We start from the raw sequence: 24,374 nt of genomic DNA on the forward strand, positions 1-24,374 counted from the left end.
AGTTAATCTTTGGTATATAATGAGTGTAAATTTATTGACACATTGAATATAGTTTGATTTTTTTAATAAAGTACTACCGCAAATTCAGTATTATAAAAATATCGCATTAAAAAGTGGGGACTATTAGGAATACAATTTTTTGAAAACGGTTATATAATACTATTCACTTCAATGGAGGACCACAATTGGCATTTGTCAAATAATCATAAGACGTAGTTTATCCTCTTTTTTCTTTTTAGTTTTAAAAGCATCAACTTAATTCTTCTTGAGAAGAACATACTTTTGTTCAATTACTCTTTTAATATATGAGAAAGAAAATTATTGTAATAGGTAGTTCGAATACTGATTTAGTGGTGCGAAGTCCACGTTTACCCAAAGCTGGAGAAACAATCATTGGAACAACTTTTTTCCAGAATCAAGGTGGAAAAGGGGCTAATCAGGCAGTAGCCGCAGCTCGACTGGGAGGAGAGGTTACTTTTGTTGCCAATGTTGGCCGTGATGATTATGGAAACAAAGCCATACAATCTTATGAAAAAGATGGCATCACTACTTCCTTCATAAATAAAGTAGATGTACCTACTGGTATGGCAATGATTAACGTGGATGACAATGCCGAAAATTGTATAGTTGTGATCCCAGGTGCGAATGATACTTTATCCAACACACATATTGATGCAGTTGCAAGTAGTTTTAATACATCGACAGTTATATTATTACAGTTGGAAGTACCTTTGCCTACTATTGAGTATGTGGTGAGCATGGCAAAATCAAATGGAGCACAGGTGATTTTGAATCCAGCTCCAGCAAATAGTCTTTCTGATAACACACTGAAATTAGTAGACGTCATCACCCCTAATGAGACAGAGTTAGAATTGTTGACAGGAATTAAAGTAGATGATAAATCCTCTTTAGTAGCAGCCGTAAATTTTTTACATGATAAGGGAATACCAACCGTCATTGTTACTTTAGGGGCAAAGGGCTGTTTCGTTTCTGATGGAAAAATCCAAAATTATTATGCAGCTCCAAAAGTACATGCCATAGATACTACTGCGGCTGGGGATGTTTTTAATGGAGCTTTGACAACGGCTTTATCTCTTGGGAACACTTTGGAAGAGGGAGTGCAATTTGCTTTAAAAGCAGCGTCCATTTCTGTTACAAGAAATGGAGCCCAAGAATCAATTCCAACGCTATCTGAATTATAATAAACAAACTGATTTGAAATGAAATTTATACTAAAACCAATTCTTTTATTGAGTTTACTATTCAACACCTTGTATGGATACGCTCAAAATACGACAGCTAAAGAAAAAGTAATATTTGATTGTGATTTAGGAGATGACATAGATGATATGTATGCTTTAGCCTTATTGTTATCAAGTCCAGAGGTAGAAGTAATGGGTATTGTGATGGATTTTGCGAATACTCCTGAAAGAGGAAAAATGGCTTTAAAACTGCTCTATGAGCTAGGTTTAGATGATATTCCAGTGGTCATAGGTCGTAAAACAAGTGATGTTTACTCACCTCAGTACATATGGTCTGAAGGTTTTAATCAATTGCAGCCTTCAAAAATGGATGCAGTTGAATTTATATCTACAACTTTAGAGAAATATCCCAATGAAGTAAATTTAGTGACTGTGGGACCAGTTCCAAATATGAAAGATCTTTTAGCAAAGGATCCGTCTATTTTGAAAAAGGCAAAACACATTTATTCTATGTTTGGATCATTCAATATGGGCTATAATAGTGCCCCAACCCCTAGCCCTGAATGGAATGTGGTAGCTGATATTGAGGCTTCAAAGGTATTTGTAGAAGCGGATAAAGATCACAATATTACTTATATTCCACTGGATGTCACTGCATTTGTAAAAGTCAATCAGGAAAACATGAATCTCTTACAAATGAGAAATTCAATCCTGACCGATGCCATTTGTGCTAATTATGTGTTGTGGAGATATATGGATTATGCCAAGGACTTGAATTATATCCCTATTGTATATGATGCTGTAGCAATTGGAGCTATTCTTTGGCCAGAACTTTTTCATTTTGAAGAAGGATTTGTAGAAGTGAATGATAAAGGAATTACTTCAATAAATACTTCAAAATCGCCCAATTCAAGAATTGCTTTACATATCAATGAAGAAGAATTTTTAAGAAGAATGATGAAAAGATTATTACTTCAAAATATACAAAGAGACAACAAATAGTAACCTAATTTTAATGAAATGAAACGAATTATTATTGGCATTTTTTTACCCGTATTTTTATATTCATGTCAATCAAAGCAAGAAGAGAATAATCCTCTGAAGCACCCTAGTTTAATTTATCAAAACTATACCCCTCAACCAACAGATATCGTCATATCAAGAGCGGAGTACAAAGAAAGATTATATGGTTTTTGGTTGGGGCAATGTATCGCAAACTGGACGGGACTTGTCACTGAGATGGACAAGATTGGTAATATCGGAGAAATTAAAACTGGTCCTTTTTATACAAGGGAAGATTGGGGCAAGAAAGATGAACCTAGTATTTGGGGACAAGGAGTACCGAGTGACTTGTCAGAAACCATTGATTTTGTGGTGAGGAAAAAAGGGGAAATATGGGGTGCAGATGATGATACTGATATTGAATATATCTATCAGCATTTACTTTATACAAAACAAAAAAGTATTCTTTCTCCAGAAGATATACGCGATGGTTGGTTGAAACATATTCAAAAAGAAGAAGAGAATTACCTTTGGGTTTCCAATCAAAAAGCATTTGATTTGATGCACGAAGGTGTCTTACCTCCAGAGACGAGTAACCCTGAAATCAATGAGCATTATGATATGATTGATGCTCAATTGACCACTGAAATCTTTGGATTTTTTGCCCCTGCACGTACAGATATTGCTCAGAAATTAGCAGAACTACCCATACTTACAACAGCGAGAGGGGAGGCTGCACAAATTTCATCTTTCTATGTCAATATGTATGCTTTGGCTTCTTTGGTAGACCCTCAGAAATCACAAAAAGAGAAAATCTTATGGATGGCTGATCGTGCAAGAGAGAAAATGGAGCAAAAAAGCTACGTTACAAAAATGTATGATTTTGTGAAGGAAGAATACTTGAAAGGGACAAAATGGGAAGATGTAAGAGATGCACTCTATGAAAAATATCAAGTCAATCAAGAAGATGGTTATCATATCACTTCCAAAGCATTGTATTGTAATGGCTGTTTTGCTGCAGGTATTAATTACGCGGCAAGCTTGGTTAGTCTTTTTTATGGTGAAGGAGATCTAAAGGAAACTATTAAAATTGGAACCTTAGCAGGGTGGGATTCTGACAATCCAACCGCTACATGGGGAGGTCTGATCGGATTTATGATTGGTAAAACAGGAGTAGAGCAAGCTTTTGGAAAAGACCTTTCAGATCAGTTTGATATTCATAGAACAAGACAAAATTTCCCATTAGACAGTACAGATAACTTTAATGACATGTCAAAAATAGGGGTATTCATTGTCGATAGAGTTGTGCAAGAAGAGATGAAAGGAGGTATCGATCTTGAGAAAGATATTTGGTACATTCCTGCTATATAATAAAAGAGAGTAGGCTATGTTGCACAAGTTGTGAACATAGCCTTTCATTCTACAGTTCTATTTAGAGTATGTTATACTCCAGGTATAGTTAAAAAAATCAGGATTTAAAAAAGGCCTGTTAATTTGAACATTGTGGTTTGCATATAGGCTCTTTCGAACTTATTGGCATCCATATCCACAATTCCAAAATTGTGCTGAGCACTAATTTTTACATTCCTAAATCTTATACTACCTCCAAGAATAGCATAAGCATCATGCTTTTTGAAGCCAGATGTAGGATCGTCATTTTCTTTTTTGACAAAACGAAGGTCTTCATAATGTTTGATTCCACCACCTTCAGTAATCGCAGTTCCTTTGTATCTATTTTCATAGGCCATACCAATGTCAGCGGCAATAGCCCAATATTTCCCTAATGGGATTTGCGGGTGAAAAATTAATGGGACATCCCATGAGAAAATTTCAGTATTTCTCACTGACTTTACACCCTGAGCATCTGTAAATTGATTTTCAAACCTCTTTTTGGAAATACCTATTCCAATTTCCCATGAATAATGTTTACCATTATTGATATACATCCCTGACCCAAAACGCCAGCCTTCCATAGGTTCAGAAGTTGTAACTTGATCCCCTTCGTAATGCACTCCAGTGTACACCAAAGAGGCGTCCAAGTAAAAATTATCCCAATTATTGTCTATGCACTGGGCAAATAAATTAGAGCTTGACAGAAAAAAGATAAATAAAAAGAGTACAGCATTAGTAGTTGTTTTCATGACACTATTGTAATTGAAAAGAGAATAAAATAATAGCTTGTTTTAGTCCACTTCTTATGAAAATTATCGATTCAATTTTTAATTAATTTGATCACTTTGAATAGATAAAAATCATACTTTTAAAAGTAGATTATCAAACCTGTTTTTAAAGGAATTTATTTATCAATAATTGATAAATGTTATTTAACTAATTCTCTTCTATGACAACTCATAGTGGCAAGGGGACAATATTTTTTAGAAAAAAATAAAAACCAAACGGTTATAATGCGTCTAGGTAAGGTTTTATATTTTCTTTTTCATCGAGTTGATGCCCGTTGCGTTGCAGGAAATTTAATACTTTCGAAGCCACTTCCACATTGAACATTTTATTCGAATATTTTCCTGAATTGATAAGTAATAGTTCTGCATTCGGAAGATCATTAAGATAATATTTGGCTCCTTTGAAATCAGTGCCAGCATCTTCTTCTTCTCCCCATATAATTAAGCTTTTTGGTTGTTTGTCTTTCAGCATTTTCTGCCATTTTGGAAATTGTTGAGCAAGGTTGTTGTAATCTTCCAAGAGTTGTTTAAAAGTTAGTTTTTGTCGATCCATTTTTACAAATTGTAAGTACTCTTGCCAATCACCAATGTTATAATCACTACTATCTTCAATTGTAGCCTTTTCTGAATGAATATCAGCGTTTTCACCACTTAATTTCCATACATAATCCATGAAAGCGTTCGAACTATCACTCTCAATATTTTGATACAATGCTTTTCTTTCTTCAGGAAGGGCTTCAATATAAAGTTCAGCGTTTTGGATGATTAAAGCATTTACTTTTTTGGGTTTCCTTTCCATAAGTTGAAATCCAATATGAAAAGCCGTGTTTTGTACATAAAGTGTGTAATCGTCGATTTCCATTTCATCTAAAAAATGCTCCAAATAGTCAGTCATCATTGAGAAGGTAAAGCTGTTTTTGTGGGCATCAATCTTACTACTCCACCTTGTATTGGAATGATCTGGCGCAACTACATAATAATGAGAGGCTAACATGGGAATTAACTGATCAAAAGTATTCCTATTAGTAGGAAAACCATGCAATAAAAGGAGTGTAGGATTTAAACGGTTTCCCGCAGTTCTATAATAATATCTTACACCTTTTATGTTCTTATTTAAAAGTTTAATCTCAGGCTCTTTAAAAAATTTACTATTTACAAGCCGAGCCTCTTTATTACTATAATCGCAAGAAAAGACGAAAATAGTAAATAAAAAGATAATAAGTCTAGCTGAATTCATAATCAAAAAAAGATAAGTGTCGATAGTAAGATTTAAGTATTCGACAAATATAAAATACTGTAAGAGAAGAACAAGTGGTGAATTTGTATGTACTTAAACAAGAAGAGAGAGAGGTGATATAAAGTGTTGTTTTATAATTTGTTATACTATTGTGAATATATGTGATTATTTGTCAATGTAGTAGGACTAGGTTTAAACGAATCCTTGTTTCTTAAGATATTGATTTTGTACTTTCTATATAATGTATCAATAAAAGTACCATTAATAAGGTGTGCTTTTGAAATATAAAAGAGGGGCCGAAATGATTTTCAGTTATCGCTGAAATAATCATTACGGCCCCTTATTGATGAATTGTTATACTTGTTTAACGAATAGAACTAAACTAGTTTAATGCTGAATGACTGGTTACTTCATTTTCTACTTTTTGGATAAAATCTGTAAGTTGAGTGTTTTTATCAAGGTTCAATTTTTTTCTCAAGCGATACCTTGACGTTTCTACTCCACGTACCGAAAGATTAAGAGCATTAGCAATGTCTTTTGTTGACATATTCATTTTTATATACGCACAAATTTTTAATTCTTGCGTACTTAATTGAGGGTAATTTTCTTTAAAATATTCAAAGAAATCAGAGTGAATCAAATTAAAATGATCTTTAAATCTTGCCCAATCTTTCTCATCATCAATATCTTTACTGATTCGGTTGGCAAGGTGCTGTATTTCTTTGGCAACCGCTACATTTTCAGCCTTTGATGATACTTTTATAAGGTCGGTTTTTATGGTTGTTAAAAGCTCATTTCGTTGCGTTAAATGGAATGTAGACAAGGCTAATTCTTTATTTTTAAAGCTAATCTCTTGATCGTGTTTTTCTTGAACAAGTTGTTTGATGGTATCATCTTGGTCCACAATCTGCTGTTCTTTTTGCCCAACAATACTCAACCACTTTTTCGAATATCTTAATTTCGAAAGCTTTACAATTCCAAAAGTAAACCCACAAGTCATCATGATATAAAAAAGATAAGCGAAGGGACTTCTATACCACGGTGGTAGTACAACAAATGGTATTTCTTTTTGAATGCTCACTTCTCCATAAATATTTTTTGCAGTGACTTTAAAAGTATAATTTCCTTCTTTTAAATTGGTATAAACACTTGCATTTTGAGTAGTCCAAGGTTTTGGAATTTTGTCAAAGCCCTCTAAAAAAGTTTGGTAAGTATTATACTCTAAACCATCAAAATAAGGAGTAGAATAACAGAAGGTGACATCATTAAATTCATAAGGCATTTCAATGGTTTCTTCCTCACTGATTTGAATGGTGTTACTTTCAATTCCATTGGTGTTTTGGAAGTTTCTTACAGATAAAGGAATGCTTTTTTGAACTCCTCTTTTGAACCTAGGGTTAAATAAGATAAAACCTTCTTTTGCAGTAATTAACACATTGGATGGATCAATACATATAATTGTTTCTAGGTCGTCACTGATATATTTATTGATACGTTCAAAAAGTTGTCTTTCCACATAAGGACTATCAGAGTTGAGGTCATAAATTAATCCCACTTTATTATTTTGAATAAAATAGATATTACCGTGTATATCATTCACTAGGCATGACACTCTATCTCTTCCCAAGATGTCAGTAAACTTTTGGTCTCTTTCAAAGGCGTCTTTCTTAGCATTGTATTTAAAAATACCATTTTCACCACAAAATAAAAGTTCATTGTTGACTTGAAAAAGATTGATTAAAACATTGGAATAAAAACCTTTGTCTTTTCCGTAAAATTGGACAGAATTCACCTTGTAATTATCAAAATCAATTGTGAGTTTATACACCCCTTTAAAACCATGACTGATCCAAAGCGTATTATCATTGACGAGTGCTAGAAGTCTGGAAGATTCCTCAAACCCATCAATTTTGTGTGTAATCCATTGATCCTCTACTTTTTCATGGATGTATAGACCATTATAGGATCCTCTAAGAAATATATCTTTCCTTTTATTGACTTGAAGAACATTCCACGCTCCTTTGATAGAAGAAACCGGTTCAATTTTTTCATTGTTGATGACATATAAACCTTCATGCTGTCCTTGAAAAAGACGATTGCCTATGCCTGTCAAATTGTAAGTGTGACCAATATTTAAACGTTGGTAATGCGGTTCATTATAAGGGAGTTTTGGACTGTATTTGTATACACCATTAGTGGTTCCTAAATAAAGTTCATTTTGAAATGAAGTTGCAGCATAACCTCCACCTTCTATGCCTATTTTCTCATTAATCAAACGGAAAGGGGAGTGTAATTCTACATAAGATAATCCATTACGATGTGCAAGCCATAAGTTTTCAGATTGATCTTGAAAAATATTATAGACAGTCACATCCGCTAACCCATTCTTTTTATTGAGGTGAAGTACTATTTCTCCACTTTCATTAAGTATAAACAAACCGTTATTCTGAGTAGCAATTGCAATAGTATTATCCTTTAATAAAGTGGCCTGATTGATTTTTGCTTTTTCAAAGGTAGACCAAATATTGGGCATCCAAGGTTTGAACCCTTCACCGTTGTTGATCAACAATTTCCCATCATGCGACAGTGCCAATAGAGAACCATTTGGGAAATTAATGATTGATCTTAAGATATGTCCGTGTAGAATTTCTGTACCATCGTATTGTGGCAATATTCTTTTTTCATTCCAGTTGAGCAGCCCAACGGTAGGTGAACTAGAGATAAAATCTCCCTTGATATAAAAACTATATCGTATGTTTTTTGGTGGTATAAGTGTTTCTACTTTACCGTCATAATAGACAAAGATTCTTTTGTGAGAACAGAAGATCACTTCATTATTTCTTTTCCCTTGATAAATGTTCCAGATTTCATCAAAACTGACATTTTCATCAATAGATGTTCGGAGGGATTGATAAGACAGTTGTCCCTTTTCATTTTTTTCAAAATACCCGAATTCGTTTTGTCCTCCCACATAAATTCTATTGCCGAGAGCATAAACGCTTTTCAAATTATTGTTCCCTTTATTCAATGTGTACGTTTTCCACGATACACCATCAAACTCTAAAAGGCCGAAATTATTGGCGATATAAATAAACCCATTTTGATTCTGGGTTATACTCCAATTTTGTGAGCCTGCCTTATACGTTGTAGCAGGAAAAGTATTTACAATTGGAATTCCAACGGTCAAGTTTTCTGCTAAAATAATGTTGAAATAACTGCTAATTATAAAAATAAGTAATAATTGATATTTCATAAGATAGTTTTATAGTGTTTCAAAAAGTCGGCATACATAAAGGTTTTTTGCATGCTTGAAGTAGTAGAGCGTTTATTTAACGTGTAGTTGCAATATCGTTAAAATAACGTATAGAGTACTACGTCAATGTATTTTTGGACTACTTCAAATATACTTCAACACCTACTTAAAGCTTTTGAAACGCATGTTTTAGTGTTTTTGTGACATTTAAAAGTGCTAATATCGATATATCACAAAAATGAGCTGGCAAGAGTAGGTCGTCTACTAATTTTTATTGGATGTGATGAAATAAATGAATTAATTATTATGTTGGAGAAAATCAAAAAAGTATACTATCCAGTAATGGTTGCTTCAATTGTTGCAATTGGAGGATTTTTATTAGGATTTGATGGTGTTGTCAATTCTGGGGCAATTCCTTTTTATAAATACACTTTTGGAATATCAGATCAACCTTTATTGATTGGTATCTCAAGTAGTATGATCATATTAGGAGCGTTTATAGGTAACCTTACGGCAGGGTCAATTAGTGATCGATTTGGTAGAAAACCTAGTTTAATGTTGACTTCCATTTTGTTTACAATAGGGGCTTTAGGAACAGCTATGGCTACTAATATTTTCGTTTTTATATTATGTAAGCTTATTGCGGGTCTTGGAGTTGGTATTGCAATCCTTGTGGCACCAATGTATATCTCTGAGATTGCTCCACCAAAGCAAAGAGGTTGGTTGGTTACTTTCAATCAATTAAATATTGTATTAGGGCTTTCTATTGCTTACTTCTCAAACTATTATATTTTACAATTAGTAGAAGATCCAAATAGTAATTGGCGATGGATGTTAGGAGTAGGAGCTATACCAGCACTTTTATATACTCTTTTATTATTGATTATACCTGAAAGTCCAAGGTGGTTGTTACAAAAACAAAAAGAGACGGAAGCATTAAAAGTATTGGCGAAAGTTGGAGGAGAGGAATATGCACAAGAGGAGTTACGTACTATTAATTCATCACTCTCAAAACAATCTAAATCCACCAATCAAAAAGCATTGAGAGGGGAATTATTCCACAAAAGGATGAAATTGGTGTTATTTATTGGGTTTGGTCTGGCTATATTCCAACAAACTTCAGGAATCAATGCCATTTTATATTATGCTCCAATGATTTTTGAAATGACAGGTGAGGGTCAAGATAGTGCATTTATGCAATCTATTATCATAGGTATTGTATTCGTGGTAATGACCATTATCTCTATGCTTTTAATTGACCGATTGGGAAGAAAACCACTGTTGATTATGGGTACTTCGGTAATGACACTTTCGCTATTTTTTACAGCCTATTATTTTTATGATGCGACTTACAGTATAACTAAAGAAAACGTTTCTGAGATTGGTACTTCACTTGAGAGAAGCATTCTAGCGGAAGAATTCAAAAGAATGAATCTAGAATTATTGCCTTTTGATGAATATAAAATTATGGGCGATAAGTTACAGTTGTTGCAAAATGGAAATATTACTCAATCTGCAAGTGGGGTGAATGAAAAAATCTTTGCTGAATTAGCTCAGGTGAGTATGCTTAAAGTAAGCCTTAATAAAACAGTAGGCTTTAAATTTGATTCAGAATTACAGCTTTATAAAGAGGTGAAAAGCGATCTTTTCCTTCAGTTATTTCCAAATGAACACGCTATTAGCCCTCAAACCGAAAGAGATCCGTTTTTCTTAGCAGCAAAGAATGATTTACTGAAAGGTAGTGATTATAAAAAAGCATTTCAGAAATCCATAAATGCGACCTTCTCGTCTCAATATCAATCCATATTGTTGAACCACAGTATTCATATTAACTCATTTTTTGTACTATTTGGTATCCTTGGTTTTATTGCCGGATTTTCAATTTCAGTAGGACCCGTTATGTGGGCTATGCTACCTGAGATTTTACCAAATCATTTGAGAGGTATTGGTATTTCCATTATTGGAGGTGTTAACTCAGCGACAAGTTTTCTAGTGGCTACTGTTTTTCCACTGGAATTAGAATTGTTTGGAGCAGGAACTACATTTGTGATTTTTGGAGTTTGTATGCTATTGTGTTTTGCCTTTTCAGTTTTTGTTGTGAGGGAAACAAAAGGTAAGTCATTAGAGCAAATAGAAGAAGAGTTAATTGGTGAAAAAGTAAGTAGTGATGATGATACTGCTGATGTTGTAGCACCATTAGCACATTAAATTCTTATTGATTATTAAAAAGTTTCATTCAGATTTAATATAGATTTAAGGACAATTTTATGTTTTAAAAACGGAAGATCGATTCTTCCGTTTTTTTTATTCCCAAAATTGAAAGGATAACCCAGTCAAAACTTCATTGTTTTCAGAGACTCAAATACAAAATCATAACTAACTACATTGTAAACTAAATTATCGTCAACTTTCAATCAACCTTTCTGCCAGTATTTATAGGATCAACTTTCAAACTTCCTTCTTCTTCATTTTTGTCTTGAAACAAAAACGAAGCAAAAAATTCAAGGCTTTGAAGTCAAAAGCTAAATTCCATTTCTCTCGCCTAAATGATTTTAAACTCGCTGCGCTCAAACAACAAAATCATTTCTAACGGCTCAATACATGGAATTCTGAACGCTTTTCCCTTCAAGGCCGAGGGAGATACTACTAAATGATGGTCTGATTACATGTTAAAAGACAAAGGTTTTATAATAATTTTCTAAAATGCAGTTCTGTAGGGACGTTGCATTGCAACGTCCTCGCGAACCACAACACACTACCATTAATCCTTCATAAAAGGAGTTGTGTTAATTAATGAAAACTTAGTTTACAATGTTCTAGTGTTATACAATAAACCTTATCGAGTAGCGTCTACATCTTTATGCTATCTAACGTTTCTGATTGTGTAATTCTCTTATGCCCTTAAGTTTCATTACATGTTTGTAATAAGCTCTCAATACAGAGGAATCTAAATTATAATTAACGATTAAGTGATAATTTGATATGCTTTTTTATGTTCTCCTTTACTTTATTATAGGTATTGTCAAATGAGTAAAATGTAAAGAGCTAGACTTAGAAACCCAAAACTAAATTCCATATCTAAGGCTTTAAATATGTAGTATAAATTCTTCAAACTTTCAGATCAAAAGAGAAAATTAGGTGTTAAAATGATATAAGTAGGGGTTTGATTCATATTTAGATGAGGAAAACACTAAATCGCTGGCGAAATTATATTGCTGTAGGTGAAATCAGCTCAAAAACAGTTCTAAGAAGTAGTAATTGGAGGTGGTAATGAATGTAATTGTTTCGTATTTAAGGATAATACTAACTATCAATAAACTGTAGTAAACTATAGTAAATCAATTATTTATCTCATTAAGTACCAAAATATTCATACAAAATGAGGGTGTTTTGTGTATTAATACATCATTTGAAGTATTGAAGTAGCTGATGTAGTGTATAAAAGTGTCTAAAATACACGTGAAGTAAGTTTGCGTGACGCTTGAAGTAGTGTTGAAGTATATTATTTTTTGATGTTTGGGTGTAAATATTCCTTAATTGCGGTATGCAAAAGGTTAAAACTTTTATGAAAGTGCCAGCTTCATTAATCAAGGGTAAAACCTTATAAATAGAAGTTTTAACCGATAAGCACTATCTATTATTCTTTGATCTACACTAAAATTTTAATCTATTGAAGAAAACTGTATGACAATGAAATATACTATAAACTATTCAAATTCTACTTTACTTAAAATACTAAGGAAAGTAGCCTTGATCAGTACTTTTTTCTCAGTTATGCTAGCAGAAAGTTTTGCTCAAGAAAAAGTCATTAAAGGTACTATTAAAGATGGAACTGGACCAATTCCCGGCGTGAATGTAACGATTCAAGGTACTTCAAAAGGAACTGTAACTGATTTTGACGGTCGTTATCAACTTTCAGTAACTGACGATGCTGTATTGGTGATTACTTATATTGGTTATAAGACAGAACAACATCCTGTAAGCGAGCTCACTTCTTTTGATTTTGTATTACAAGAAGAGACCACTCAAATGGAAGAGCTAGTTGTAATTGGTTATGGTACACAAAGTAAAAAAGACGTAACCGGTTCTGTTGCTTCAGTGGACAATGAATCACTGACGGTGGCAGTGGAATCAAGTGCTGAAATGGCCATGCAAGGTAAAGTGGCAGGTGTGTCTGTATCACAAAGTTCTGGTTCGCCAGGTTCAGCATCCACAATCACAATTCGTGGTCAAGGTACTATCGGTGATGCGACTCCATTATATGTAGTGGATGGAATTTTGACACAAAATATCTCTTTCTTAAACCCTGCTGATATTGAAAAGATGGACGTTTTAAAAGACGCTTCAGCAACAGCAATTTACGGTTCAAGAGGTGCAAATGGTGTAATCATCATTACAACGAAGAAAGGGAAAGAAGGTGGACAAGTAAACGTTACATTTGATGGATATGCAGGTGTACAACAAGTAGGGAACTATGTTGAGCTTACAGATGCGTATCAGTATGCTTTCTTAAGAAATGAGTCATTGAGAAACAATGGGCATTCTAATAAGTATACTGTAGAGCAATTACAGAGATTCCAACAAGAAGGAGGAACTGATTGGCAAAGAGAAATATTCTCAGATCCAAGTGAGGCAGCAATTCAAAACTATCAATTGACAGCAAGTGGTGGTAATGAAAAATCTCAATTCTTGATGAGTTTAAACTATTTTGATCAGAAAGGTATTATTGCACCATCTGCTTACGATAGATTATCAGGTAGATTAAATGTAAAGTCACAAGTAAGCGAGAAATTTGCGATAGGAGCGAATTTAGTGATGACAAGATCGAATCAGAGTGTGATACCTCAAAACAATGAGTACGAAGATCCGATTATGCATGCTGTAGGTTCTTCACCTACCGATCCTGTATATCATGAGCTGTCAGAAACGAATCCTGATTATGTTTATTCTACTTCTTCAATTTCAGATGAATTTACAAACCCTGTAGGACGTTTATCTTTGGTTAACGATGAAATTGTTATTGACAGATATTTAGCTAATGTATTTGCGGAGTATGAGCCAATTCAAGGTTTGACTTTCAAGACAATGTTCGGTATGGATAGACAGTATCAGGAAAGAAAAATCTTTAATCCTAAGTTTATCGATAAAGGAAACGTAAAGTTGACAAGAGAAACAGCAAGAATGGGTATTTTCCAGGAAAAACACTTCTCTTACACTTGGGATAACACAGTCACTTTCAAAAGAAACATTGGAAACAAACACGATTTCACAGTTTTAGGTGGTGTATCATTATACAATGAATATCACGAGTTCTTTAACGGTGGTAAATCAGGTATGCCAAATGATGAATACTTAAGATATTTGGATTCGGGTATTGCAACTGAAGATGATATTGCTCCAGCTAACTTCGCACAAGACGCAGGAATTTTCTCTTACTTAGGTAGATTTATCTATGGATATGATGATCGTTATTTACTAACCGCTTCATTCCGTATGGATGGTTCTTCAAGATTATCGAAAGACTACCGTTGGGGTACTTTCCCATCGTTCGCCTTAGCTTGGAAAGTTTCAAATGAAGCATTTATGAGTGATGTGAACTTTGTAAAAGATTTAAAAGTTAGAGGTGGTTGGGGACAAGTTGCCAATGACAAAATGCCAAATAACTTAGGTTTCTACCCGACAGTTTCAACAATTACAACAGGTCTTCGTTACCCAGTTGGTGGAGCAGGAGTTATTCAAGATGGTGCTTCATTGATCACTGGTCCTACAACAAACCTTATTTGGGAAACATCAGAACAACTTAACGTAGGTGTTGATGCCTCTTTCTTGAACAGTAGATTAACAACTACCATCGACTTCTATCAAAAAACAACGCTAGATATGTTATTCCAAGCAGATGTAGTAGGTTCATCAGGATATACTCAAAATCCTTGGACAAACGGTGCTTCTGTAAGAAACTCAGGTATTGAATTAGTTTTAAGTTGGAATGATGAAAGAGAAAGCGGTTTTTCTTACGGAATTACAGGTAACTTCTCTTACAACAAAAATGAAGTATTAGATACGGGTGCTAAAACACCTTACAACACGGCAACTCTTTGGGGACAAGATATCCTTTTGACAACAGAAGGTGAAAGTATTGGATCGTTCTACGTTTATGAAACGAACGGTATCTACCAACAAGACCCTGATGGGGCTGCAGGTGATGTACCATTAAACAACTCAGTGACAGCAGGCGATTTAATTTATGTTGATCAAAATGGAGATAAGAAAATCAATGGTGATGACCGTAAGATCTTAGGAAACTCTCTACCAGTTTACAACTACGGTGTGACAGCCAACTTTGCATACAAAGGATTTGATTTAGTTCTTTTCTTACAAGGTATGGGTGGTCATAAAATCTTCAATGGTATCAAATTCAATTCTAACAAGGCCAACTCAAATTACTTTGCTTCAGTATTTGAAGGTGATCGATGGACAGGTCCAGGCTCAACAAATGAGCATCCCAAAGTAACAGGTACTGAAAACAACAGACAATATTCTGATTATTATTTAGAGGACGGTGATTTCTTAAGAATTAGAAACGTTCAATTGGGTTACACAATTCCTCAGCACATTTCGAACAAGATGGGCATCAACAAATTCAGAGTATACATTGCAGGTCAAAACCTTTATACTTTCACAAAATACACTGGCTTTGACCCTGAAATTGGACAAAACCTTCAAGGACAAACAATTGACTTCAGTATTGACAGAGGTAACTACCCAGTTCCTAGAATTTATACAGCAGGTGTAAATATTGGATTCTAATTTTGTAAAACGATAAAGAAATTTCAAATGAAAAATATATATAAATCATTAATTGCAGGAGCTTTAATAGGAATTGGAACTTCAAGTTGTTCTAACTTCTTAGAAAGAGAGCCATTAGCAAGAGAAACTGCTTCTGTATTCGTATCTGATCCAGCTAATATTGATAGAATGTTGATTGCAGCTTACAATCCGATGTTATGGAGTTTTCAACAATCTCAGTTCTATAATTATTTCATCTTTGGTGATATTGCTTCTGATGATGCTTCAAAAGGTGGTTTGACTGAAGGTGACTTGGGATACATGCAATCTGTCCAAAAGTTCCAATGGAATGCGAGTGATCCAATGTATGAATTAGTTTGGCAAAAGCACTTTGCAGGTGTTTTTAGAGCAAATAACGCACTTTTTGCATTAGAAACGAGTAAAGATAAAATCTCAGAAGAGGATTACAATCAAGGATATTCTGAGGCAAGGTTTTTAAGAGGATGGCATTATTTCCAACTTGCAAAAATGTTTGGTGGAGTGCCATTACTTCAAACAGAAGATGATTATATCAACATCACTCAAATTGCTCGTGCTACAGAGAAAGAAACATATGATTTTATCTTAACTGATTTCAGAGAAGCACAAGTTCATCTTAAATTAAAAGCGGAGTATGATGGTAATTATTTAGGTAGAGCAACAAAAGGTATGGCGCAGTCGTACTTTGCTAAAGCTGCTTTATATTCTAATGAAACGGCTTATTATGATGAGGCTTATAATTTCACAAAAGAGGTTGTTGCTTCAGGTCAATATGCACTGATTGATTTTGAGAAAATCTGGAGACTTGAAAACGAAAATGGTGATTATTCTATTTTTGAAGTACAATTTGAGCCTTCAGCATTCCATAACTGGAATTTACAATCAACAGGTTCTTACTCTAACATGATGACCTCTGTAAGAGCGGGTACTGACAGTGAATTTGGTGAAGGTTGGGGTTTCAATATTCCAAACAAAGAACTAGATGCATTGTATAGAGCTGCAGGTGATGATATCAGAAGAGAGCAAACTTTGATCTACGATGGTGAAGTAGTGTATCCTCAAGATGGTTTTGCAATGGAAATTCCAAGTGAACCATCAGACAACTGGAATAACACAGAAGGGTTAGCTTCTCAAAAGTATTTCTTACCACTTAGCGAGCAAACAAAATCATCAATTGGTGATCATAGATGTAATGGACCTTCTAACTACAGAATGTTTAGATATGCAGACTTACTTTTATTCCAAGCGGAGTTAGCCATTAAAGTAGGTAAAGCGGGTGAAGCTGCAACTCCTTTTAATGCAGTAAGAACTAGAGCAGGTTTACCATCACTTGGTGCACCTACATTGGATCAAGTATATGCTGAAAGACGTTTGGAGTTAGCAATGGAAGGTCACCGCTTCTTCGATCAAGTAAGAACAGGACAGATCACACAAAGATTATTAGATGAAGGTTTTGTGAAAGGAACTCACGAAAAGTTCCCGATACCACAATCTGAAATTGATTTAACAAATGGTATTATCAAGCCAAATCCTAGTAACTAGTATATAAATATTCGTCAGCTAATATTCAGTATTAGCTGACACCTTCAAGATATTTCTTTCTTTCGTTGGTAGTTTTTTACCAAGCTGGCACCTTACTGCCTATTTTTTAACGCTCTCAATAGAGACACACTATTCTTTTTACATTCATAAAATTTAATGAAATGAGAAAATTCGATTTATTAAAATTATTAATTTTAGGTTTAATTGCCCTTGCTTTCGGATCATGTTCTGATGATGATTCAACTACTGTAGATGTTCCTACAGCTGTCCTTAAAATAACTCAGGATTCAGATGATAACTCAAAAGTGACTGTTGAAGTTGAAGAGGCAACAGGAGTTTTATCTTATGCATTCTCTTTTGGAGATGGTAACACTGTTAATGCTGAAGGTCCAAAAGCTTCACATACTTACTTATGGAATAGTGAGTTCACTGTAAGTGTAGTATTAACTTCAGCTCAAGGTGTTTCTGAAGTAACAGGTACATTAACTGTAACTGATGCTGAGTCAGAAGTAATTTGTAATAATAATTACTACCAATTATTGACAGGCGGTTGTCAAGACGGAGGTCCTGGTCTAGGAAAGACATGGAAATTCTCTATTGCTCCAGGTGCTTTCCAAGTAGGTCCTGGTCCTGAGCATGGTGATTGGAATCCTGATCAAAACGTAATTTGGTGGGGTTCACAATACAACCACTGGGGTGGTAACAACGGTGAAGGTATTTCTATGCCTGAAGCACTTAAGTCTCGTTTTACTTTTGGTCTCTTCCCTAATGTAATGGAAGTACAAGCAACACATCAAATCAATAACTGGCAAGAAGATATTACAGCAGAAGCTTACATTGATTTTGAATCAGTTTATGAGGGTGAAGACTCTTACTCTGTATCTATTATTGAGGAGGATGGTACAATGTTTCTTCAAATCATGGATGGAGGATTCCTTGGTTATAAGCAAACAGTAGATGGTGTTGTTAATTCGAAATATGAGATTGTATCTCTTACAGAAACAGAATTATACGTTAGATACTTGAATGTACTTAATAAAAACGAACCAGAAAATGGTATGAACTACCGTTACTTAAAGTTCGTTCAAGAAGATGTTGTAGAAGAAGAGCCAGCTCCAGCAGCTGAGTAATTCTAATATTTAGCATTCTTAAAAAAATGTGAGGAGGGGGTATTTCTCTTAGAGGAGTACCTCCCTTTTGTAACTTTTTAATCAATACTCCATGAGATATTTTTTATTTATTTTTTTATTAACTCATCAGTTATACGCCCAAGAAAGGTCAGCATGTTTTGGTGGAAATGCCAAATTTGTTCCTTCTGATGGAGAAAAATTACTAATTGTAGGGCAGGACCTAGGTGCTGTTGGTGGGTTATCAAATTATACGGATGGATATGTTGATGCTTTTGAATATTATCCAGCAGGTGTTACTTCTTATACAAACATTGTGAACCTACAGGGCTTAATGAGTAAAGCCAACTATGGTGCAGGTGATGTGAATGCGCAACAATATATTGATGATAGCAATTTTACAAACTCAACAATTGCTTTAGGCTTATTTTTGGTAGGGCAAGAAACGGCTGTAATTGAGGGAACAAGAGATTATAATATCAGAAGATTAGCGAATTGGATTAAAAACACTAATCGCCCAGTGTATTTGAGAATAGGGTATGAATTTGATGGTCCCCATAATAATTACAATCCATCAAATTACGTGAAGATGTACCAACATATTGTAGATGTGTTTGACGAAGAAAGAGTTTTAAATTGCGATTTTGTATGGCAATCAGATGGCGTACATGCCGCAAATATTTTAAATGCCTATTACCCAGGCGATGAGTATGTAGATTGGATGGCATTTTCTTATTTTGGAAGAGGAGCGGGAGCATCTTTAATTAGCTTTGCAAAACAAAAAGGTAAGCCTGTAATGATAGCTGAAGCCACTCCTATGGGATATGATCTGGAAGCTACGACTGAAAATGTATGGTCAATTTGGTTTCAACCTTTATTCGATCTTATCAATAATAATGAATCGATAAAAGCGTTAGCCTATATCAATGTAGACTGGAACGCACAACCCATGTGGAGAGATAGTGATATCAATTGGGGAGATTCAAGAATACAGACTAATGCTGTAGTTACCGAAAATTGGAAGACTGCAATCGATGATGGTACTTGGTTGAAAAGTACAAGTGATTTGTTTAATTCTATTGGTTATCCTTTTTCAACAGAAGAAGATTGTTTTGCAACAATTACTGCTTTAGAAGATGAACAATTGGAAAGTAAAGTCAAAGTTTATTCTAGTAATGCTGGTTTAAGGATAGAATTATTGGAATCTATTTTTATTTCAAAATTAATGATTATCGAAATAGGATCCGGTAAAATTGTTGAAGAAATACAAATGGTAAAGCACTCCCAAACAATAGATTTACCACTAGATTCAGGTTTATATTCAATAATCATGTATGATGATAAAGGAAATCAAATCATCAAAAAAGTATTGCACACTAAGAAATAATGAGTGTGAAAATTAAGAGGACTTCATCTTTTTAGGTCCTCTCTTAAAATGCGATTAGTGTTCAGAGTTTTTTTGGAGCCTTTCTGATGGTGAATGATTAGATAAAGTACGTCTATCAATGCCCTGTAAACTACTATTTAACTCAACTTTAAATATAGAAAATTCACTCTTAGTACCTGGGCTCCAAATTAGCTCCAATTAAACAGAAATAAAGCGATTTATTATAAATATATATGTTAAGTGCTAACAACTAAATTAAATAAAAAATGAAACAGCTAACATTACTAATTATTTTTTTTACACTTGTGCTGGGTGTGAATTCCTCAAAAGCAAACACTGCTAATTCTGACAAAGGAAACTTTACTATTTCTGAATTAAACTGTAAGGGTGAAATTCAAGTTGGAAGCTCCATTTACTTAAAGTTTAACAAGCCGAATACTAGCGTTTATTATGCAAGAATTTATGAATTAGATTCTTATTCAGAGAAGTTAATAAGTGAAACACCTATCAATAAGTATAATGATACTTCTTCGAAGGTTCTTTTACAATTTCCTTATGTAACAAGTACAAAACCCGTTAGAATTGAGGTTTCATACAGTGGTAATGGTAAAGATGAAATCAACCTTAAACGTACTACAATTAACTACAACCTCAATGTCTATATCACAAATCAAAGTGAGTTAAACAGTATGCTGACTTACAAAAATGACAGAGTTAAAGTGAAATATAGAAGTTTTTCACCATCAGCAGTGACGTCTTTTAAGTTTAAATCTTTATCACCACATCTAACAGTCTACAGAGATGAATTAATATTAAATACAAATTTTAATAGTTCATTAAAAGATGTTGAACTTCAATTTGAATCCGAAGCCATCAATGCTTGTGGTGAAAAATTTGTGAAAGTTCACAAGCTAAAACTTAGACCACCATTTGAAGATCCTGATAATGTAGTCATCTCAAAGTTTTATTCTAACACCTCTTTTAAATTCACTGAGAATAATACAGACAGAGAGGGTACAGTGCAGATTTGTTTTGCTTCACCCAATTACGGTGGTACTATAGGATTTTATCAGATTAGCAAAGTACCGAATGTTGTAAAGTATACGGATTACCCTTACACACCTGCTTATAAGTATTATATGATTTATAGCGATAACCATGGTAACCATCATAGAACTCCATATTACTATGTAGGTTCAAATGCAAGAACTCGTAATACTGCAGTTGAAGAAAATATAACTTTTTCTACTTTTCCTAATCCAGTAACTTCTGTACTAAATGTATCCTATCCTTCAGAAGGAGAAGTAGTTTTAAAAATACATTCTATTAATGGGATTGAAGTCAAGTCGAAGTCATTTATATCCAAAACTTCAGTCGATGTTGCGGATTTAGATAAAGGAATCTATATCCTATCCATTGATGGCCAATCTTCAAAATTCGTAAAGCAATAATCTAACTTTTTTACAGCACTTAATATATACAGATCCCCTATACATATTCTTATGGATAGGGGATGTTTTATTACATATCTTTCAAGTCTCCGACATAAAAAGGAATATTGGCTGTACCTACTTTTCCTTTTCCATCATACACATAAACAAAAAGTCTGTAATCTCCTTCCTTATAAGGTGTTTTGAAGGTAATTTGCATTTCTTTATTCTCAATGATTTGGAGGTTTATTTTTGGAGGAGTTTGTTCAAAAGCACCCCCTTGACTTTTAACTTTCACTTCTTCCATTAATTCCCAATGAAAACTTAAATTGTCTGTCTTTGGCACTGATAGGTCAATATTTGCAGTCAGTATTTTTTCATCCTTTACAACAATAAAGTCGCTAGCCTTTTTTCCATTTAATTGTATGTTTTTTACGGAAGGAGCTCTATTTTCGGGGTACTTTCCAGACCAATATTTGGTAAGTTCATCAATGCGAGCATCACTTTCTCCTGATACAGTAAAAAGACCATACCATGTAGGTGTTCTCTCTTGTTTTTGCCCCCAATAAAAAGCAAAAGAACCTAGAAATAACGGGTCTTGATTCTTAACCATGCCTTTTTGAATTCGGTCTGCAAGACCTTCTCCTTTTTCAAATGAAGTTTCTTCCACCTCTCTGTTCCAAGGTGTGATAGGCCTTTCCCAATGTCCAACTGCCCCATATTCAGTGACCATATAAGGAATTTTCAAGTGAAGTTTTTTCACACGTTGAGGTAAAACCAATAAGTCTCCATAAACTTGAAATGAGATGATATCCAAGCTTGGAGTTCTTTTTAATGCTCGAACGACATGTTCCTTCGTAATGCCGGCAAATGTTGTCGTTACAGGGTGAATAGGGTCAACACTATGGATAAATTGAATGATCTCTTCCAACGCATCATAAACTTTGGGGTTTACTAGTGCAAGTTGTCCTTGTTCGTCAAAAAGAAGGTTTAATTCATTTCCCACAACCCAACACATTAATTCGGGTTGGTCCTTATACTTTAGTACTTGAGCTTTGATTTCTTCCAATTGCTTTTTTACAGCTTCTTTGTCATTATAATCAAACCCATGCAATTCTTGTTCAACAGCAATTCCTAAAGCGACTTTGAGATTATACTTTTTGGCAGAGTCAAATTTTGCTTCAGCATTTTGTGTACTCCAAGTTCTAAACGCATTCGCACCAGATTGAGCCAAGAGTTTAAACTTAGTAAGACCTACATTGTTGTCAATGCCTACACCTTTAATAAAGAAGTGTTCTTCATTGAATAACTTCAACCTCTCATTGCTTTGAGCAGGGCTAATATAAGGTAGGAGAAGTAACAAAAAGAGGAGTGATTTTAATTTACATTTCATTTCTAATCGTAATTATGTTTGTTGATAAACAAAAGTACTTTTATTCATTTATAAAATGCTGATTTTGATATCAAAAAGGCGGTTTGAAGTAGTTGTGAAGTAGTGTCGAGAGTAGTTGTAGTAGTCTACATATTAAAAAAAATCAGGACCTTTGAAATAGGTAATTGAACAACAGTTTTGTCTTTCAAAATCATTGATCATTTACTCAACGAAAAGAAAGAATATTGCAGACTATTTACTTTAATCAGAGTAAATTTTTTGGATTGGTCATCCTTTAATTTTTTACAAGTATGATAATGAGAACAGTTTATTTTATAGCTGTCTCTTTTGCTTTAGGTTTAATAGGGTGTGTAGAACAGACAACTGATAAAACGTTTATTAAAAGTGCTGTTGCTTCTCCTACTATATCGGCAAAAGTGGATAGACCTTTAGCAAAATATGAACCCGAAGATGGGAAAGTATTGGTTTTTATTGGACAAGAAATTTCAGCCCTTGGTGGGTTAGAGGAATATAACGATGGGTATTTAGATCATTTCAAGGAGCGTCCTGCTGGATTTACTTCTTACTCTTTCTTAACGCCTGGGGATACCACATTTGGATTTGTACATAAAGGATTAGATGGTATTTATAGTTCCGACAACTGGGGTGATAGTGTCTATAATGCGAGTCTTCAGTTAGCTGATTCTGATTATGACAATATGATGTTGGCCATTGGTCTAGGAATGGTAAACCATGAAACAAAAGTTGCGAATGGTGAACATGATGAGATGATTATTGAATTAGGTAAATTTATTAAGTCCATTGCTCCTCGTCCTGTATTTTTAAGAGTAGGATACGAGTTTGATGGTCACTTATGGAACCATTACAATAGAGAAGATTATCTAAAGGCCTATAGAAGAGTAAAAGATGTTTTAGACAAAGAGAAGGTTGAAAACGTGGCTTACGTTTGGCAGTCCACTGGATTTGTTTCTACTCCTGGTCAATTGGAAGATTGGTATCCTGGCGATGAATATGTGGATTGGTGTGGTTTTTCATTTTTTGCAAGATGGCGAGAGCAAGAAATGATTGAATTTGCAAGAGCAAAAGGTAAGCCTGTATTTATTGCAGAGGCTTCACCCACTGTCTCAGGTCCTTATATGAAGTTTGATAATCAAACACTACCAATGGACTTAAATAATGAGGACGAGGCTCAATTGGCATGGAACGAATGGTTTGTTCCTTTCTTTGATACGATTGAGAAAAACGATGATGTTGTAAAAGCATTTTCATACATCAACTGTAACTGGAAATCGCACCCCATGTGGTTTGATAATCCAACATTCAAATTAGTTGACGCTCGATTACAAGTCAATAAGAATCTCAAGAAAAAATGGGAAGCAAAACTTCAAGACAAAAGATATATCATGTCTTCTGAAGATTTATACAAAAAATACACTGTACGGTAGTAAATAATAGATTCAATAAAGTTTATAAAATCACAGGTAATTCATTTTAAGTAGTGTAATGCTTATCGGTTCATAGTCTTCTTGCAAAGACTAACAAACAGATTTTCCATAAGACACATGAGGGGTTAATGTCCTTTGTGTGTCTTTTATTTTAGGAGCATAAGTACCAAGACAAAATTATTTAATACTAATTCTCTAAGTACATGACAAAAAACGTGTAGTTAGAAAATTTTGATCTATATCCACTGGATTTAGTAACTTATCAGAGATATATTCTAACCCATATTTGAAGAAACTTTTAGCTCTTCTACCATGCTTCAATATTCTTATTTTCTTGACATTATGGTGAAG

14 protein-coding genes are annotated in these 24,374 nt (G+C 34.1%); 10 read left to right on the forward strand and 4 right to left on the reverse strand.

Features of this window, described 5'->3' with window-relative positions; translation table 11 throughout:
- The first annotated feature begins 305 nt into the window (after nucleotides 1-305).
- The 3 genes from rbsK to IC221_RS09315 are packed head-to-tail and all read left to right on the forward strand — an operon-like array spanning nucleotide 306 to nucleotide 3,575.
- The gene (gene rbsK, locus IC221_RS09305; protein ID WP_188168709.1) at nucleotides 306-1,202 is read left to right on the forward strand and encodes a ribokinase; all 897 of its coding nucleotides are present in this window, start codon (nucleotides 306-308) and stop codon (nucleotides 1,200-1,202) included.
- Between the two features lie 18 nt (nucleotides 1,203-1,220).
- Nucleotides 1,221-2,204, forward strand: a complete 984-nt coding sequence (locus IC221_RS09310) for a nucleoside hydrolase (protein WP_188168710.1) — start codon at nucleotides 1,221-1,223, stop codon at nucleotides 2,202-2,204.
- Nucleotides 2,205-2,222: 18 nt separating this feature from the next.
- The gene (locus tag IC221_RS09315; protein WP_188168711.1) at nucleotides 2,223-3,575 is read left to right on the forward strand and encodes an ADP-ribosylglycohydrolase family protein; all 1,353 of its coding nucleotides are present in this window, start codon (nucleotides 2,223-2,225) and stop codon (nucleotides 3,573-3,575) included.
- Nucleotides 3,576-3,679: 104 nt separating this feature from the next.
- On the opposite strand, the gene IC221_RS09320 is transcribed toward IC221_RS09315, so the two are convergent.
- The 3 genes from IC221_RS09320 to IC221_RS09330 all read right to left on the reverse strand — a co-directional run bounded on the left by IC221_RS09320 (nucleotide 3,680) and on the right by IC221_RS09330 (nucleotide 8,874).
- Nucleotides 3,680-4,345: a hypothetical protein gene (locus IC221_RS09320; RefSeq protein WP_188168712.1), complete on the reverse strand. Its 666-nt coding sequence runs from the start codon at nucleotides 4,343-4,345 to the stop codon at nucleotides 3,680-3,682.
- 259 nt (nucleotides 4,346-4,604) lie between these two features.
- A complete protein-coding gene (locus tag IC221_RS09325) occupies nucleotides 4,605-5,621 on the reverse strand; it encodes an alpha/beta fold hydrolase (RefSeq protein ID WP_188168713.1) in 1,017 nt (338 codons plus the stop codon).
- 382 nt (nucleotides 5,622-6,003) lie between these two features.
- The gene (locus IC221_RS09330; protein ID WP_188168714.1) at nucleotides 6,004-8,874 is read right to left on the reverse strand and encodes a LuxR C-terminal-related transcriptional regulator; all 2,871 of its coding nucleotides are present in this window, start codon (nucleotides 8,872-8,874) and stop codon (nucleotides 6,004-6,006) included.
- A 213-nt stretch (nucleotides 8,875-9,087) separates the two neighbouring features.
- Here IC221_RS09330 and IC221_RS09335 point away from each other — a divergent pair, with 213 nt between their 5' ends.
- The 6 genes from IC221_RS09335 to IC221_RS09360 all read left to right on the forward strand — a co-directional run bounded on the left by IC221_RS09335 (nucleotide 9,088) and on the right by IC221_RS09360 (nucleotide 21,206).
- A complete protein-coding gene (locus IC221_RS09335) occupies nucleotides 9,088-11,082 on the forward strand; it encodes a sugar porter family MFS transporter (protein WP_188168715.1) in 1,995 nt (664 codons plus the stop codon).
- Between the two features lie 1,482 nt (nucleotides 11,083-12,564).
- Complete coding sequence (locus IC221_RS09340) at nucleotides 12,565-15,681, forward strand: TonB-dependent receptor (protein WP_188168716.1); 3,117 nt, start codon at nucleotides 12,565-12,567, stop codon at nucleotides 15,679-15,681.
- Nucleotides 15,682-15,708: 27 nt separating this feature from the next.
- Nucleotides 15,709-17,241 carry a RagB/SusD family nutrient uptake outer membrane protein gene (locus IC221_RS09345; protein WP_188168717.1) on the forward strand — a complete coding sequence of 511 codons (1,533 nt, stop codon included), beginning with the start codon at nucleotides 15,709-15,711 and terminating at the stop codon, nucleotides 17,239-17,241.
- 161 nt (nucleotides 17,242-17,402) lie between these two features.
- The gene (locus IC221_RS09350) at nucleotides 17,403-18,371 is read left to right on the forward strand and encodes a PKD domain-containing protein (RefSeq protein WP_188168718.1); all 969 of its coding nucleotides are present in this window, start codon (nucleotides 17,403-17,405) and stop codon (nucleotides 18,369-18,371) included.
- A gap of 91 nt (nucleotides 18,372-18,462) precedes the next feature.
- Entirely contained in the window at nucleotides 18,463-19,755 is a 1,293-nt protein-coding gene (locus IC221_RS09355; RefSeq protein WP_188168719.1) for a glycoside hydrolase family 26 protein, read from the forward strand.
- A gap of 266 nt (nucleotides 19,756-20,021) precedes the next feature.
- Nucleotides 20,022-21,206: a T9SS type A sorting domain-containing protein gene (locus tag IC221_RS09360; RefSeq protein WP_188168720.1), complete on the forward strand. Its 1,185-nt coding sequence runs from the start codon at nucleotides 20,022-20,024 to the stop codon at nucleotides 21,204-21,206.
- A gap of 70 nt (nucleotides 21,207-21,276) precedes the next feature.
- On the opposite strand, the gene IC221_RS09365 is transcribed toward IC221_RS09360, so the two are convergent.
- Nucleotides 21,277-22,578, reverse strand: a complete 1,302-nt coding sequence (locus IC221_RS09365) for a glycoside hydrolase family 2 TIM barrel-domain containing protein (protein WP_188168721.1) — start codon at nucleotides 22,576-22,578, stop codon at nucleotides 21,277-21,279.
- Nucleotides 22,579-22,874: 296 nt separating this feature from the next.
- Here IC221_RS09365 and IC221_RS09370 point away from each other — a divergent pair, with 296 nt between their 5' ends.
- Entirely contained in the window at nucleotides 22,875-24,023 is a 1,149-nt protein-coding gene (locus IC221_RS09370; RefSeq protein ID WP_188168722.1) for a glycoside hydrolase family 26 protein, read from the forward strand.
- The last annotated feature ends 351 nt before the right edge of the window (nucleotides 24,024-24,374 follow it).

The sequence above is a fragment of the Flammeovirga sp. EKP202 genome, from assembly GCF_014534745.1.
Classification (GTDB): domain Bacteria; phylum Bacteroidota; class Bacteroidia; order Cytophagales; family Flammeovirgaceae; genus Flammeovirga.

Coding starts and splice junctions, on each gene's coding strand:
- IC221_RS09365 (WP_188168721.1), bottom strand. CDS start 22,578: ATGAAATGTAAATTAAAATCACTCCTCTTTTTGTTACTTCTCCTACCT.
- rbsK (WP_188168709.1), top strand. CDS start 306: ATGAGAAAGAAAATTATTGTAATAGGTAGTTCGAATACTGATTTAGTG.
- IC221_RS09350 (WP_188168718.1), top strand. CDS start 17,403: ATGAGAAAATTCGATTTATTAAAATTATTAATTTTAGGTTTAATTGCC.
- IC221_RS09330 (WP_188168714.1), bottom strand. CDS start 8,874: ATGAAATATCAATTATTACTTATTTTTATAATTAGCAGTTATTTCAAC.
- IC221_RS09340 (WP_188168716.1), top strand. CDS start 12,565: ATGAAATATACTATAAACTATTCAAATTCTACTTTACTTAAAATACTA.
- IC221_RS09320 (WP_188168712.1), bottom strand. CDS start 4,345: ATGAAAACAACTACTAATGCTGTACTCTTTTTATTTATCTTTTTTCTG.
- IC221_RS09345 (WP_188168717.1), top strand. CDS start 15,709: ATGAAAAATATATATAAATCATTAATTGCAGGAGCTTTAATAGGAATT.
- IC221_RS09325 (WP_188168713.1), bottom strand. CDS start 5,621: ATGAATTCAGCTAGACTTATTATCTTTTTATTTACTATTTTCGTCTTT.
- IC221_RS09370 (WP_188168722.1), top strand. CDS start 22,875: ATGAGAACAGTTTATTTTATAGCTGTCTCTTTTGCTTTAGGTTTAATA.
- IC221_RS09315 (WP_188168711.1), top strand. CDS start 2,223: ATGAAACGAATTATTATTGGCATTTTTTTACCCGTATTTTTATATTCA.
- IC221_RS09360 (WP_188168720.1), top strand. CDS start 20,022: ATGAAACAGCTAACATTACTAATTATTTTTTTTACACTTGTGCTGGGT.
- IC221_RS09355 (WP_188168719.1), top strand. CDS start 18,463: ATGAGATATTTTTTATTTATTTTTTTATTAACTCATCAGTTATACGCC.
- IC221_RS09310 (WP_188168710.1), top strand. CDS start 1,221: ATGAAATTTATACTAAAACCAATTCTTTTATTGAGTTTACTATTCAAC.